The following is a 15,991-nucleotide window of genomic DNA, read 5'->3' on the forward strand; positions in this document are numbered from 1 at the left end:
TTGGAAGGCCAGCTCGTAGTACCCAATTTTTTGCTGAGCGGACAAGCAAGGAGGTTAGGTAAGGCGGGCAAGCTGGGCTTAGGCGAAGAGGGCATTGGAAGGATTTTTTTAATCAGCGGGCAGTTAGGAGGACAAGTTAGGACCAGAGAAGAGGGAAATACCTGGGACAGAGACAGGTGGGAACTGGGCATACAGCGGAAGTTTACTCTAAAGCGAAAAGAACATTGGGTTTAAAGGGAGGATTAAACACTAATTTAGTTTTAGGAGACAATATTGAATAACTTGAGTGCTTTAATGAGAAAAAAATGAGAGATAAACGATTTGTTGCCATTCACCGTGGGGGTTCGCTTAGCAGAGAAGAACATAATCAATTGATAAAATGGGCTCATGCTTGTGTTTGTCATGTGTTGACTCTTCTTCCAAGGGGCATCGATGAGCGTTTAAATGATGCGCTGGATGTTGCAAAGGCCTGGGAGAATGAGCAGGCTTCAGTTGGGGAAGCAAGAAATGCATCTTTACAAGCTATTGCGGTTGCCAATGAGTCTTCCGATCCGGTTTCAATTGCCATTGCACGGTCAGTTGGACATGCAGTTGCCACGGCCCATATGGCTGACCACTCGTTAAGAGCCGCAGAATATGCCTTGAAAGCAATAAAGGCAGCAAACAAATCAATTGAGAAAGAAAGAAAATGGCAAGATGAACACATGCCGCCGGAAGTTAGGGTGCTTCTTTTATCGGCCCGGTATAAAAGCTAAACAGGTCAGCATCATGCAATATCATCCTGCTCTTGAAACTTAATTTTATAAAAAAAAAAGCCTATGTGCTTTGAGGACCTGTAAAATCTTTCCTTCAAAAGATTTTGAGACCGAAAAGTACATAGGCTTTTTTTAACGTAAAACTTTAATGCAAAACTCTAATGCGAGCCTAAACATAAAGTTTTGCATCAAAGCCGGATTACTTCAAATGAAGCATAAAATAATCCGTTACCTTTTGATAAAGATGTGCACGGTCTTTACCTGTCACATTATGCTCATGTCCCGGATAAATCATATAATCTACCTGAACATTTTTATCAACGGCATGTTTTACAAAATCAACTGTATTCTGTTGCAATACCACCGGATCCTGTATTCCATGAATCAATAGCAAATTCCCTTTCAGGTTCCCTGCTTTGTCGGACAAGTTTGTAGCAGCAAAGCCTTCAGGGTTTTCCTGAGGAGTATCCATATAACGTTCAGTATACATCACCTCATAGAATTTCCAATTGATCACCGCTCCACCTGCAACCGCAGCTTTAAAGACACCAGGATGATTTACCATAAAATCAACGGTGTTAAAACCACCAAAGCTCCAGCCAAATAAGCCCATATTGCTGCTGTCTACATAAGGTAAACCTTTCAAATGATCGACCGCTTTCATCATGTCTTCCATTTGAACATCACCAACTTTTCTGAACATAGACTGTTCGAAAGCTTTACCTCTGTTATCACTGCCGCGGGTATCAATGGTCAGCACCACATATCCCTGCTGTGCCATATACCTGAACCAGTAATCGCCGGCTCCGGCATTCCAGCTATTGGTAATCAATTGCGCGTGAGAACCACCATACCAGTAAACAATGACAGGATATTTTTTAGTATTATCAAAGTTGGTCGGTTTATACAGACTGCAATAAATATCATCGCCAGTATTACTTTTGATGGTAAAGATCGAAGACTTTTCTGTAGCATAAGCGGCAAGTGGATTGGCCGCTGTAAGTAAAACTTTAGTTTTAGCAGAAGCAGTTTCCACAAGCTGGATCACCCTTGGCTGATCCTGGTTACTATAGCTGTCGATCACCGTATTTCCAGAGCTGCTTACCTGTGCATTATGAACGGCAGATCCCTGAGTAATCCTTTTCGATTTTCCGGATTTGAGGTCCAATACATATAGATTTCTCGTGATCGGAGATTCTTCGGTAGATACATAGTAAAGCTGATCACCTTTAGGGTTAAAGCCCTTTACTTCGATCACTTCCCAGTTGCCTTTGGTCAGTTGTTTTAAGACTTTCCCTTTAAGGTCATACAGGTATAAATGATTCCATCCATCGCGGTTACTCTGCCAGATAAATTTCGAAGGATCAGTTTTAAGGAACAACATCGGCACCAATGGCTCCACATACTTTTCGTCTTTTTCCTCGAAGATGGTTTTGATAAAATCACCTGTTGTTGCATCATATTGATTGAGCTTCATGTGATTTTGTCCACGGTTTAAGACCGCAATGTATATAAATTTATCGTCCGGACTCCAGGCAATATTAGTCAGGTATTGCTCTGCCGGCTGACCGGTTTTCAGGTATACTGTAGTCTTTGTTTCTGCGTTATAAACACCAACGGTTACCTCATGACTCTTATCTCCGGCCATTGGATATTTGATATTTACATTCTTTGCAGGGCGTGAGGTCCAGTCGATGATCGGGTAGTCCGAAACCATTTGCTGATCCATTCTGTAGAAAGCCAGCTGTTTGCCATTGTTACTCCAGAAGGTTCCTTTAGAGATTCCAAATTCATCTCTGTGAACAGAAGAAGCATAGACGATGTCTTTGGTTCCATCAGTAGTTACTTGTTTTGCTTCTTTTCCGTCGGATACGAACAGGTTGAAGTTGTCCAGGTAAGCCACATAACCGGCTTCACTTTCTTCAGCATTTGTTTTCTCCGCCAGGTCTGCACTAACCACCGTTTTATACGTGTTCTTTGCAGGGTTAAAAGCTACTTTAGCACCATTCAGGAACAGGATCCAGTCGGCACCCTGATTGAATTGAATAAAAGGCATTGCCTTTAAAGTGTCCTTTTGTACCGCTTTTAATTTCTGGTTCAACTGGCTGAGGGTAAGGAAAGGTTGCTCTTCTTTAGATTTGAAATTACCAGTGATCCATACCGGGCCATTGGCCAGACGTTTTGCATATACATAATCTTCAGTTCCATAAATGAACTGGATCTGTGACAGGTTTTCAGGGGCAAGGGTAGTGCGGGCATTACTCATTGCATCCTGCATGGTCAGTGTTTTATTCTGGGCGATTCCATAAAAAGCAATCGACACCAACTGACATACTAAAATAAATTTCTTCATTGTTTTTGTAATTGATGCGCCAAATGTAACAATTAACAGCGGACGAGTGTTAGGCTGCAACAATATTGCAACACTATTGTGATCATTTGGGCATCGTGATTCCTATGGAAATTTGTCAAACAATGTCTCTCCCTTCCTCGTAAGCATATATTTCCCACTCTTGTTTGAACCAATAAACAAAACATATCCCATTTCTTTAAGTGTTTTCATATCCCTTTGCCCTGTTGCTCTCTTGATATCAAAAGCTGTCATAAGATTTCTTAGTGTTAAGCCGTTCTTTTCATAAATAAGTCTGATTTCATCGACTAGCCTATTTTGAACCTGAATATTTATAGCATCATTTATAGCATCATCTCCATTTATAGCATCATTTATAGCATCATTTATAGCATCATCAGTTACCTCCTTTATGGTATCATCTGTTTCATAAAGTATTTCACCAATCGGAATAATGGTTTTGAACAACTTATCTTCGATGAATTGAGGTTCTCTACCCGGACTATAATCCTTTAGATATCGGTAGACATTTAATATCCCAGATCCTAATTCGTCGACCCTTCCTAGTTGAATAAAAAACTTAGCGATCAAGGGGTTTTTAGGAAAAGGGACGAAATGATCAGGTAACAGCAATCCGTTACCATGTGGGTTATTAGCGTTAATAATCTCTACATAATCCTTATAGATAATAAAAGTACTCGGATGGGCATCAATATATTCACGATGAACAATCAGATTGGCAATCACCTCTCTGAAAATATGGGATCTTAAACTGATCCTTTGATCCCCCTGTAAATAGAATTTATCCGGCAAATGTTTTTCAACGAATGAATTCAGCTGATCGTAGGCTTCAATTAAGTTAGTTTGTATATAAGACCTGTCGTCGTAACGAAATAAATCATTTTTACGAACCATTGCGTCAATCTTAAAATGAGATAGAACATTGACAATGGTTTCGTCCTTACCGAACAACAGAACTGCGGCAAGATTGTATCCTTCAAGATTCGAAATGGGATCTTTACCATATAGACCAGCAATTTTCAATAATTGTTCGTCACCAAGACCTAGCCATGGATGATTTGTATTATTATTCCGGATCAGATTTCTGACTGTAGCAAATAATTCAGACTTAAAATCTGACAGGGTCAATGCAGGATAAATGATTGCCTCTGAATAATAGTTGCGTTTCCGATTATAAAGTAGCGCAATATGAGAGAGTTGAGTAACCTTATAATCACCCTGATGCCCCCTGTCATAGATGTATTTCCCACACTTATGAACTTCAGAACTTTGAGGAACAGCAATATGAAGAATTAGCTTCCCTTCAAGCTCATAAACTTTGGGATGCAAGATAAAGGGAGGATCTAGTTTACTGGGATTATTGGACAAATTGACAAGATCTGATATAATGCGATCAACATATTCAGGTCTGATCCCGTTTAATGTTCCATCATCCTTAACCCCGAGAAATACATCTCCCCCCTCCCGGTTAAGCATTGCACAAATACTTTCAAATAAATTATCAGGAAGGAACTCCGTTGATGCCAATTTAAACTCAAGTCGGAGTCCCTCCTTCTGTTCCAGTATTTTTCTGATTCGATGCATACCCATATGTCTAATCTATTCATTACAGACTATTCAGTGGTAGCGAAATCGTAATAATAAGTTAATTAATTTTCATAGCATACACATTTCCGGCAAAATCAACTACAAAGAGGTCCTTACCTTGCAATACCGGATCTGCAAAGACAGGGGCACCGAGATTTAGCTTTTGTAATACCGCACCTGAATCTTCATTAACCACATAAAGATGGCCATCAGAAGCACCGAACAACAATTCATTTCCGTGTTTTACAACCGTACTTTCCACTGTTCCTGATTCCGGTCCGGTATAGGGAGCAGAATAAACCAGGGCATTTCCCGTAGGTCTGTTCCATACTTCTTTTAAGGTTGTCAGGTCGTAGGCCACTACTCCGTTTTTTGCCGTAGGCATCACGATATATTTATCCGTAATCAGAGGTGTAGCCATCACTTTAAACTCGTAACCTGCTTCGATCTTATCCAGGTTTTTGCCTGTTAAAGGATCTAGAATAAATAAGGTATTTAATCCCGTGATGTACAGTTTACCATCTTTATAGATCCCTGTACTGCTTCTGAAGCGGAGTCCTTCGTCGCTTCTTTTCCACAATAGTTTTCCTGTTTTACGGTCATGTGCAAATAAGCTCTGCCAGTTGCTTCCGGTAATGATGACCTCTCCTGCGATGGTCATCTTTTCCGGGGTTCCCTCTCCGCCGGTCCATTCTTTGTTTGTCCATAAGGTCTTTCCTGTTGCCACTTCCAGCGCCTGGAAATAAGCTCCGGAGCCTGTATAATAGATTCCTTTTTCTGCAATTCCGCCAGACACATAACCAGGAAGGTTTTTCATTCCCAAGTCCTTTTTCCAGATTAATGTTCCATTACTTGCTTTCAGCGCATAAGTAAAGCCTTCCATATCCGTACATAAGATCAATCCTGAATCGTAAGAAATTGCATGTTTCACAGAATTCCGGGTTTTAAAATGCCAGGCGATTTTTCCTGTTTTCGCGTCCAATGCTGTTACGCCACACAAAAGGTTATTCGCATCGTCTATTGTTGCTGTAAACAATTTTCCTTCTGCAAGTAAAGGGTTGGCTTTCCATACGCTTCCTTTAACGTTATTCGTCCATTTCAACGACAAATGAGTCGCCTTGCCTGGTGTTGATGTTGTTGTTGGATTACTGCCCAGTGGCAAACTGAATTCCTGTTTCTGGATATATTCTTGTCCGTCGTTGAAGCTCAGTTCCGTCTGAATGGTCAGGGATTTCCCTTTCGATAGCTTTGCTACCGGAACCTGTCCGGACCAGCTCCAATCCGTATTTGCAGTCAAAACTGTGGTGCTGAGTCTATTTCCTTTTTCATCATAGATGATACTTTTTGCAGATTTCAGCATCGTCTCACTATCGTAGATATTCGCATTGATCTGCAATGCGCCGTCTTTTACCCATACCATATCCTTGCCCGAAGGACTGTTGACCACCAAATGTTTATGCAGGTAAGTATAATGCGGTTTGATCTCTTTTACCCCATCCTTATCAATCTCAATGGATAGAAATTGTCCGGCAGAGTTGTCTATTCCCCCCATGCCTGGCGAGGCCGAAGAGATGTACTGAATGCCTGTTTTATCGCTCTTTCTGACAAAGTTATTATGCCAGTGCCCATATACCCATGCTTTCAGGTTGCGCTCATTCAGTGGAATGGAATCGTTCCTTCCTTTGAGCACAAACTGATCATTATACGTCAGAAGGTCATGATTGAAGATGATCACCGGTTTGTTTTTATCCGTTGCAGCAAGGTCATTCTTCATCCAGCTGATCACCTCATCTACGGTGTAGGAAGGCTGAACATCTCCCGAACGCATTGGCGTAACGATAAAATGTGCAGGTCCTGCATCGAAGGAATAATATACAGGGCCGAACAGGTTTTCAAATAATTCTTCCCCATAGGCACCTTTTACCAGATCGTGGTTTCCGATGCAATAGAACACCTGTTTACCTAACGTTTCCGCCGTCACCTGACTGGCATGAAAATTAAGCCCTTTTTCGTAACAGATATCTCCTGTATGTACAATGAAACTGATGTCCTGCTTTTTGGAGAAGTTCTTTAAGTTACCAATCCAGTCGTTGTATTTATCAGTCTCTGTATCGGTGATTTGCAGCATTTTTACGGAAGCGCCCGCACTGGTCGGATCTGGCAACAACCCGAAATTATACACTTTTAACTTATCGTCGGTTTTGATATAATGTTTATCCGCAAGTTTATATCCCGAAGGGAGAGTTACGAATATAAACCTTGTTTTGGCATGTCCAGGCAGGTTAAAATTCCCATCCTGATCCGTGCGGACCACATGCTGTCCATCAGAAACCGCCACTCCTGCCATCCCTTTTTCCAGGCCATCGGCCATTTTATTTCCGTTCTTATCTACAAAGACCTTGCCTTTGTATTGTGCCCCTGCAACCGAAGTCAGCAGTGCCATTGTGACCATTAAAATTAACCTCATTATTTCTATTTGTGTGTGTTTTAAAATATAAAAAAAGCAGCAGGTCTTTCAACCTGCTGCTGGACTAAGGCATTAATTCTTCATCGTTCATTACCAGCCGAACACCTGTTTCAGCTGTGGGTTTACGACCATTTCACTAATTGGAATTGGTCTGTAATAATATTTAGGCTCCATAAAAATCCTTGGCTGATCTCTGTCGCGGGTAAAGGCGATGAAACCAGAAGTTCCCTTGCTCAGGTAGAAATTCTGGTCTTTTCCATCCTTATCCTTCAGGTAATACTTAGATAGTTTTTCTCTGACAGCTGCTGGCAAACCTGCAATTGCAGATTCATCATTTGGAGAAGCCAGGATGGCGATGTCCGGTTGCCCGTCGCCGGTCACATCCATTGCACCCAATGCGGGAACATACATCCCCTGCTGACTATCCTGAAACAGCTTACCTGATTTCCAGCGCATCAAATCATCAAAACGACGACCTTCGCAAGCCAGCTCTACCCTTCTCTCTCTGCGGATTTCCAGTAACAATGCCCGGTTTGAAGCGTTTGCATTTGGATAAGTAGCCGATAAAACAGGATCCAATGCAACACCTACATTCATTGAAGGCATTTTTACACGTGCACGCAGCAGGTTAACCGTTTGGTCCAGATCGGCCTGACCGATGGTTCCGGATTCAGCTTTCGCTTCCGCATTGATCAACAATACTTCTGCATACCTGAAGATCGGCAAATCGGTATAATTCAGTTCCCATCCTTGTCGCAGGTCTGCAGAACGTGGATAAAACTTGATCTGGTTGTAGCCTCCTAATGTAGGCTTGATCCGGTAAGGTTCATCCAATGTGCTCGCGCCCCTGAATGCCGGATTGATAATGGTTTCCATCATTCTCGGATCACGGTCTGCAAAAACTTCCGTGTATACTTTGGTATCATATCCGGGGCTGGACGTGAAAGGCGTACCATCAGTTTTCAGATAGGTATCTGCAAGATTTCTGCTCAGCGACCAGGTATAATCAAGAACGGTATGGCTGTTGTTTCCCAGTCCCAGTTCTTTGCTGTAATCTGCCAGCATGATCACTTCTTTATTTGCGGTAAGGTTGGCACTGGCGAACAAGTCCCGATAATCCAATCCTCCTTTTCCCGTGTTCGTGATGCTGAATCCACCATCTTTCATGATTTTTGCCGAGGCAACAATTGCCGCATCCAGGAAGCGCTGATAATCGCCGCTCAACTGAATTTCATCATGATATTTTCTGAAAGTACCTTCATGCAAGGCGAAGCGCGACAATAAGGTCAGTGCCGCCCATTTTGTAACGCGGGTATTGGTGCCATCCGGTTTGATATTTTCTGCTGCATAGTTCAGATCGCTCAATACCGAGTCCGCCACCAGTGCCCTTGGGTCCTGGCCCTTCATTAAGGCCGGATCATCCGCCGTTAACGTTTTACTGAACCAGGGAACATTGTGGTATTTCTTTATTTTTTCAAAATAGAAATTGGCGCGGAAGAAGCGTGCAATACCTACGAAGTGTCTGATCAGTGCAGGATCGCCCTTTACCTGAGGGATGTGATCCAGCATGAAATTAATCCTCCGTAATGCTTCCCAATCTGCTTTGCCCCAACCACTGGCATTGGCCGAGGATAAGCCACCTCTTACCAGCAGGTCTACTTCCCCATCGGCATTATAGTTCGCGATATTATCCGAATTGATGTCCGAATAGCTTGGAGAAAGATACCTGTAAAAGCCATTGCTATAGGTTTCCAAATCGGCCGGCGACTGGAAGAATGAGCCTTCTGTAATTTCTGTTTGCGGATCTCTCTGCAGGAAGTCTTTCTTGCAGGCAGTCATCCCTATAGTAATCAATCCTAAAGCAAGGATATATGTTGTTCTTAGTTTCATGATGATGCTTCTTGCGTTAAAAATTAAGGTTCAAACCAAAAGAGAATGTTTTCTGGAAAGGATAGATTTTTCCATCCAGTCCTTCAGGGTCTAATCTCGCTTTGATGTGCGACACATCAAATACGTTTTCAGCACTGAAGTACACTCTCAATTTATCCATCTTCATCTTGCTCGTTAAAGATTTAGGAAGGGTATAACCTACCGTAAGGTTCTTTAGACGCAGGTAAGAAGCATCCTGAAGGTATCTTGTCTGCGGATTTCCAAGCTCAGTTGCATCTTCGGCAATGTAAGCCTTCACCCTTGGGAAATAAGCATTTGGGTTTTCCGGAGTCCAGTGGTCCAGGTTGTGTACCTGAACATTTGTCCAGGGTTGTGCATATACGCCCCAGAAGTAATGGTTGCTGGCATTTGGATACCAATCTCTTTTTCCTACCCCCTGGAAGAACAAGCGAAGGTCAAAACCTTTCCATCCTGCTCCCAGGTCAATTCCATAACGATATCGTGCTTCATCATTTCCGATGATCTTCTGATCTCCGTGATCGGCAAGTGTATTTTTACCTTTGTTAATTTTACCGTCATTGTTGAGGTCTTTGAATTTCAAATCTCCCACATCAAATTTATATCCGGTATCATCCGCACCTACTGCACTTTGATCAGCATGACTCGCCAGTTCCTCTTTGGACTGGAAGAAACCTTCGGTCTCTAATCCCCAGATCTCTCCGATTTGTCGCCCAACATAATAATCAGATAACAGGCCATTCGGATTGTCGAACTTGGTAATGAAAGTCTTGCTATCCCCCATATTGAAGCCAATGTTATAATAGAACTGGCTATTGTCCAATAGGAAACCATCTTTCCAACCGATTCTGAACTCCCATCCTTTGGTTTTCAAATCCGCTGAATTTACTTTAGGTTCTACCGTTCCAAATGGTCCCGGAAGTGTTCTGCCTTTAGTCAGCATTCCCTCTGTATAACGGGTATAGGCATCAAAATTAAGGTCTAAACGGTTTCTGAAGAGACTTACATCTCCACCGAAGTTAACCGTAGAGACCCTTTCCCAGGTCAGGCTTGCGGCCACTGCTGCCGGAGGTCTCACCTCTGTTGGTCTTTTACCATCCAGAATCTGATTGATCTGTCCTGAGCCCATTGCAGGAATATAATAATATGCCCCTACATCCTGGTTCCCCAATGCACCATAAGAAGCACGGAATTTCAACAGGTCGATTCCTAACTTTTCTGCTACCGGCTTAAAGAAGTTCTCTTTGCTCAACACCCATCCAACGGAAGCTGAAGGGAAGAAACCCCAGCGGTCATTTGTAGGGAAACGGGAAGTCCCATCGTAACGGCCATTCAGTTCCAGGATATATTTATCGTCGAAAATATAATTCAAACGGTAAAACCAACCCCTTACTGCCCAATCCTCGATATACTCCTTACTCGTTAATTCGCCTGTAGCGAGGTTAACGGAAGGGAGTGTACTGCTGATTAAGCCCTTACGGTTGACCCAAGCGGCATTACGGTTTCTATATTCCTGGTTGAAACCCGCAAGTACCTGTACATAATGTTTGCTATCGAATGTTTTATGAAAATCAGTATAGATGTTATAGATGTTGTGTCTGATATGTCTGTCGTCATTTTGCGCCCAGCCCGGATTTGAACCACTATAGCTGATTGCTGCATTCGGACCTGCTTTATAAGGCACCGGAATTTCGTAAGATTTCCCTGCGGTATCGATCCTTCTGATCGTCGCATCTGCTTTCAGGTCCCATATATCTTTCACCAGGCTCGCTTTTGCGGTGAAAGTAGTCTGGAAGTTATTGCTTCTCGTTACCGAACGGCCACCGCTTTGCAATCTGCCCAATAATGCTGCGCCAGTAGAAGTCCAGCTTCCGTCGGGATTTTTCGGCACATCCAAAGAACTTTGTCTGTTCACATTGTGAAAAAATCCCTCTCCACCATACGAAGAACCATCATAAGTACTCGACATGAAAGACGTATTGTTCCCAATCGTCAGCCACTTTGAAAGGTTGTAATCCGCTTTTGCGCGCAGGTTATAACGATCATAGGTATCATTACCATAGCGAAGCATTCCATCATTCCGGAAATATTCTGACGACATATAATAGCTCAGCTTCTCATCTTTCTTGGAGATGTTCATATTTGCACTGTAGGTCGGTGCACTTGGTTTATACACTTCATCCATCCAGTTCGTATTGCCATAATACATCCAGGCATTGGGATCTGAAGGCGAAATAATCACTGAGGGTAAGGAAGGATCCTGAGAACGCTGTCTCGCATATTCCCTTACATTATCAGGATAGAGGTTATACAAAGGATAAGCCGCATCATGTTTATATTCCATTACCTCTAACGGGTCGGTCACCACAGCCGGCACTTTCCCCAGATTTCTTATGGCATAATAGGTATTCACACCGACTTTCAGGTCTGCACTTTTCGCGCTTTTTGTCGTGATTAATACCACTCCAAATGCCCCCCTTGCACCATATATCGCAGCCGATGCTGCATCTTTCAACGACGTTACGCTCTCGATATCTGCAGGATTCAAAGCCATCAGCTCATCAGAAGTAAAAGGCACGTTATCTACCAGGATATAGGGTCCTCCTCCATTTACAGAAGTAAAACCACGGATGTTAAAGGAAGGTGCTTTATTCACCTGTCCGCTGGTCACGCTAATGTTCAGGTTAGGAATCAATCCCTGTAAACCTGCTCCGACACTTGAAAAGGGTCTGTTTTCAATTTCTTTACTGGTCACCCCATCTACGGCACCGCTCAGATTTGTTTTCTTTTGTACCCCATAACCTACCACCACGACTTCGTTCAAAAATTTATCGTCGTCCTTCAGGACTACATTGATCAGCTTTCTTGTTCCGATCACGACCTTCTGCTCTGTTAGTCCTACATAAGAGAAGACCAGCACATCGGCAGGCGAACCCGCTTCAATCTGATAGTTTCCATTTACATCTGTTGATACATTTTTTTGAGTTCCCATAATGCGGACAGAAACGCCTGGAATCGGCGCTCCCTGTTCATCGGTAACGACCCCTTTTATTAAAATTGCTTCGTTGATCCAGGATAAAACCGGAACGGCATCCTGATCCCTTTTCCGGAAGATCACTATATTTTTATCCGCTTCTCTATAAGAAAAAGGCGTCCCCTTTAACAGCTGGATCAGTACCTCATTCAATGGCATATGGCTCACGTCGAGCACAATCCCTTTCACTTTTCTCAGCTCATTATTGTTATAAGAAAAGTCCATTTTGCTCGTCTTGCTGATTTTTTCTATCGCCCTTTCCAGAGATTCGCCCTTAAGATTGACACTAATTTTAACATCTTTAAGGTTCTGGCTGAAGACCGTTTCTGCTAATAAGGTCCCCGCAGAGGTCAGTAACGTCGCAAACACTATTAATCCTACCTTCATTATCTTAAGAATTAGTGTAGTAATGTTTTTTTTCATATTTTTATTCGTTTTAAAAATTGTTTGAAACAAAGCACAGCCATCCGGAAAATTTTTCGAAGAGTTGCCCGCATGCTGTACATTCAGATCAGTATCTGCTCCAACAGGTACTGATCATTTTTTTATACTAATGATCAATTAATTACATCCGTTACCTACTATAAGCACCTCCTTTTCTTTGATTTGATAAGTTATTCCTTGTATGTCTTTTAGGGTTTCCATTGCATCTGTCAAACTTTTTCTGGTATCAAAGTTGATTGTAGTGCTACAGTTTTTAAACTTTTCTATGTCGTAATCTATTTTCACCTGAAAGGCATTTTCCACCGCCAGAATGACGTCTTCAAAATTGGCTGCATTTAAGATCACTTTACCACTATTCCAGGCTGTCTTTTCCTGAGCTTTCACTTTTACTACGTTCGGTTTCCGGTGGTCCTTATGGTAAACCACCTCCTGATCTTTTACCAATACGCTCAATTGTTTCCGGTCATCGCTTACTGCGACCTTTCCTGTGACCACCGACACACTCATGGTAGATAGCTTTTTATAGGATTTCACGACGAAAGATGTTCCCAGAACATTCGTCTTAATGCCCGAAGCATCCACCACGAAAGGCACATGTTCATCATGGATCACGTCAAAGAAACCTTCTCCATCCAACAGGTAAACCGTCCGTTTCTTTCCAAACTTCTTCGGGTATTTTAAGGTACTCGCTGCATTTAGCCAGACCGTAGATCCATCCGGTAAAACCACTTCCCGGGTCTCACCTTTTGGAACAACTACGGTAATGTAATTGCTTTGGGGTCCTGAATTTTGATAATACAACATGAGGGCTGCAGAAAGCAGGATCAGTCCGATAGCCGCCGCCATGCTAAGGTTTCTCTTTAAGCCAGGTTTGCTGCGTTGTTGGTTATGAATTTCTTTTGTAGCCTGTATCCTACCCAGAATTTCCTGGCGGATGGCTTCCCGGTCGTTTTCCCCTTCGAAAAACTCATCAGGGTTATCGATACCGAACTCTTTATAAAGGTCTTTTTTATCTTTTTCGTCCATATACTAAGTACATAACGAATGAGGACCAAAGAGGTACTATGCGGAAATAATCTTTTTTTTAAAATCTCCCGGAGATTTACTTTCTGCGGGAGATTTTTCATTCATAAATTTCAGTTCAAAGGATCTGTACTGTTAATCCGCAGCAGTTAATTTTTCTGACCCGTAAAAGTGGTTACACTTTGAGCTGGAATGCTCAATGTAAAACTGCCATCAGCAGCCACGTTTATGGGACTGCCTTGCTGCCAATGTGCAGCATTATTTCCTGTCGTCTGATAACCGACCAGGCTGCCTGCAGAAAATCCTTGTAAATGCAAAGTAGTCGTCAATTGCTGAGTTCCGGGATTGATCACGACAAGGCTGAACTTGCCCGTTGCCGGATCTTTATAAGCAGAGACTTTCAGCTCTGAATTGTTTTGAACGCTTGCCCCGAAGCGGAAATATCCGGCACGTACATAACGGGAGAATTGTCCCATCACATCGTAGGTCTTTGGAAAATCAAGGGAACCGTCTCCGTTCGTGCAGATTAGCGATTCATTGTTTCTGATGGCCAGCATTCCCAACCAATACACAAAAGCATTGACATTACATTCTGCCATGAACTTATGCATGCTTGTTGCCAGCTTCAATCCGCCGGCGATGCTATTGTCGTAAGTGCCGCCATCATCAGAAGTTTCGGTCATCCATACCGGCTTATTTCCCGTTGCGTAATTCCAGGTTACCGGATTTTGATTTAAGCCTCTTTTTCCGGTGATCAGCTCTCCGATTTCCACATAACCATGTCCTGCAAGAATATCTACATTGCTCTTATCCATTCCTCCGAGGAAAGTGTTTGCGGTCCCCCATGCTGCATTTTCAGAAGATAATATTTTGGTGGAGCTTAAGCCCTGCTGGTTTAATGCCGGTCTTAAATTATTGGTGATGAATTCTCCAAGGTGAGCAGAATTCCAATAAGAAGCATCCCAGTCGGAAAAGACGTTCTCCGGTTCATTAGAAGGTGAGATCGCATAGAAGTTAATCCCTTCATTTTGATAGGCCTTCGCAAAGCCAGCAAGGTAACGTGCAAAAGCACTCGAGCTCGTATTGAAATTCAAGCCGTTAAACCATTTCCCGCTTTCACTGTTTGGATTGGTTTTCATAGACAATGGCGGCGTCCAGGTACTGGCAAAGGTAATCGGTACCTGATACCTTTCTTTGATTTTCTTTAAGATCCACAATTGCCCTAAATGTTCTTTCTGAACGGCTGTAAGGGCCTGATAAGCACTGCTGTTTACATCCACATCAATGTCTACCCCTGCCGGCTTAACCGTCACTACACCTGTTTGTTGGTTAAAGTCATAAGTATGCAGTACTTTGCCACGCACCATGTTCAGGTGTAAGCCATTCTCACCCCAGAGATAGGACAGAATACTATCCCTTTTCTGCGATTCAAAAAAAGGAACAATCCTGCCGCCGAAGGCACCAAAGCCATCGATTCGCTGATAGGTTTGATCCCAGTTAACGGTAATATCAGCATTTCCGGCAACAGCAGCTGCTGACATTTCTTTTGTTTTCAGACGCGTTGCATCCGACAGCAGATCTTCCGTAGATTTCTGCTTACAGCTTTCTGTAATGGTAAGGGTAGCCATCGCAAAAAGGGCAATTTTCAGGTTTTTGTACTTCATGGGGATTTTCGTTAAGTAACTGGTTTTCATTTACATAAATATATTTCAAGCTTTCCCATTTTTTTAAATGGTTTTTACGCATAAACCGATAGTTTTTTGCGGGGCTACGAAATACATAACGGACATGAAGGAGAAGAGTACTATTGCAAAAAGGGCATTTTGCCAGACTTAACAGAAACTTAATGGAAGGGATATTTTGACTTCAGCCTTTTTAAGGCATTGGTGATTTGATTTTTCACGGTTTGTGAAGAAATGGAAAGTCGCCCGGCAATTTCATTGATAGACAGTTCCTCTTCTCTGCTCATTAGAAATACTTTACGCATCCCAACCGGCATATTTTGTATTTCCAGTTGCAGGTGTTGTGCCGTATCCTTAGAGGCGAATTGCTCAAACAGAGAATGATCAGTTTCGTTGTTCACTTTCAACAGCTCATCATCATGTTTGATGCGAAGCGTTTGACGACGGTTAAGATCAGTAAGCTTATTTTTTAAGATGATGTAAATATATCCGATAAAGGTAGTCGTGATTTTGAGGGTATGACGCTTCAGCCAGATCACCATAAACAGGTCGTGAACCACGTCTTTTGCCTCCTCCCGGTTATTGAGCTTCTTACAGGCAATGGCATATACCACATCCCAATAACGCGCATAAATTTCATTAAATGCTTCATCATTGTCTTGTTTCAGTAAGGCCAGCAATGCCGGGTCTGTCAGCGATTTCAATAAAGGTTGGTCTTAG

The 15,991-nt window shown here is 42.6% G+C and carries 10 protein-coding genes; 2 read left to right on the forward strand and 8 right to left on the reverse strand.

Annotated elements, in window-relative coordinates:
• Entirely contained in the window at positions 1 to 234 is a 234-nt protein-coding gene (locus AAFF35_RS23335; protein ID WP_342328971.1) for a hypothetical protein, read from the forward strand.
• A 71-nt stretch (positions 235 to 305) separates the two neighbouring features.
• Entirely contained in the window at positions 306 to 755 is a 450-nt protein-coding gene (locus AAFF35_RS23340) for a putative immunity protein (RefSeq protein WP_342328972.1), read from the forward strand.
• 199 nt (positions 756 to 954) lie between these two features.
• On the opposite strand, the gene AAFF35_RS23345 is transcribed toward AAFF35_RS23340, so the two are convergent.
• From AAFF35_RS23345 to AAFF35_RS23380, 8 genes are all read right to left on the reverse strand, one after another.
• Positions 955 to 3,108 (reverse strand): DPP IV N-terminal domain-containing protein, encoded by a 2,154-nt coding sequence (locus AAFF35_RS23345; protein ID WP_342328973.1) that lies wholly within the window; start codon positions 3,106 to 3,108, stop codon positions 955 to 957.
• Positions 3,109 to 3,210: 102 nt separating this feature from the next.
• The gene (locus AAFF35_RS23350) at positions 3,211 to 4,710 is read right to left on the reverse strand and encodes an RNA-binding domain-containing protein (RefSeq protein ID WP_342328974.1); all 1,500 of its coding nucleotides are present in this window, start codon (positions 4,708 to 4,710) and stop codon (positions 3,211 to 3,213) included.
• Between the two features lie 61 nt (positions 4,711 to 4,771).
• Entirely contained in the window at positions 4,772 to 7,180 is a 2,409-nt protein-coding gene (locus AAFF35_RS23355) for a PQQ-binding-like beta-propeller repeat protein (RefSeq protein ID WP_342328975.1), read from the reverse strand.
• 90 nt (positions 7,181 to 7,270) lie between these two features.
• A complete protein-coding gene (locus AAFF35_RS23360) occupies positions 7,271 to 9,070 on the reverse strand; it encodes a RagB/SusD family nutrient uptake outer membrane protein (protein ID WP_342328976.1) in 1,800 nt (599 codons plus the stop codon).
• A 16-nt stretch (positions 9,071 to 9,086) separates the two neighbouring features.
• Positions 9,087 to 12,509 (reverse strand): TonB-dependent receptor, encoded by a 3,423-nt coding sequence (locus AAFF35_RS23365; RefSeq protein ID WP_342328977.1) that lies wholly within the window; start codon positions 12,507 to 12,509, stop codon positions 9,087 to 9,089.
• A 174-nt stretch (positions 12,510 to 12,683) separates the two neighbouring features.
• A complete protein-coding gene (locus AAFF35_RS23370) occupies positions 12,684 to 13,592 on the reverse strand; it encodes a FecR domain-containing protein (RefSeq protein ID WP_342328978.1) in 909 nt (302 codons plus the stop codon).
• 146 nt (positions 13,593 to 13,738) lie between these two features.
• Positions 13,739 to 15,283 carry a glycoside hydrolase gene (locus AAFF35_RS23375; protein ID WP_342328979.1) on the reverse strand — a complete coding sequence of 515 codons (1,545 nt, stop codon included), beginning with the start codon at positions 15,281 to 15,283 and terminating at the stop codon, positions 13,739 to 13,741.
• 149 nt (positions 15,284 to 15,432) lie between these two features.
• Positions 15,433 to 15,975, reverse strand: a complete 543-nt coding sequence (locus AAFF35_RS23380; RefSeq protein WP_342328980.1) for an RNA polymerase sigma-70 factor — start codon at positions 15,973 to 15,975, stop codon at positions 15,433 to 15,435.
• Between the last annotated feature and the right edge of the window lie 16 nt (positions 15,976 to 15,991).

The organism is Pedobacter sp. FW305-3-2-15-E-R2A2 (genome assembly GCF_038446955.1).
Lineage (GTDB): Bacteria > Bacteroidota > Bacteroidia > Sphingobacteriales > Sphingobacteriaceae > Pedobacter.

Coding starts and splice junctions, on each gene's coding strand:
- AAFF35_RS23345 (WP_342328973.1), bottom strand. CDS start 3,108: ATGAAGAAATTTATTTTAGTATGTCAGTTGGTGTCGATTGCTTTTTAT.
- AAFF35_RS23375 (WP_342328979.1), bottom strand. CDS start 15,283: ATGAAAACCAGTTACTTAACGAAAATCCCCATGAAGTACAAAAACCTG.
- AAFF35_RS23340 (WP_342328972.1), top strand. CDS start 306: ATGAGAGATAAACGATTTGTTGCCATTCACCGTGGGGGTTCGCTTAGC.
- AAFF35_RS23355 (WP_342328975.1), bottom strand. CDS start 7,180: ATGAGGTTAATTTTAATGGTCACAATGGCACTGCTGACTTCGGTTGCA.
- AAFF35_RS23370 (WP_342328978.1), bottom strand. CDS start 13,592: ATGGACGAAAAAGATAAAAAAGACCTTTATAAAGAGTTCGGTATCGAT.
- AAFF35_RS23360 (WP_342328976.1), bottom strand. CDS start 9,070: ATGAAACTAAGAACAACATATATCCTTGCTTTAGGATTGATTACTATA.
- AAFF35_RS23350 (WP_342328974.1), bottom strand. CDS start 4,710: ATGCATCGAATCAGAAAAATACTGGAACAGAAGGAGGGACTCCGACTT.
- AAFF35_RS23365 (WP_342328977.1), bottom strand. CDS start 12,509: ATGAAGGTAGGATTAATAGTGTTTGCGACGTTACTGACCTCTGCGGGG.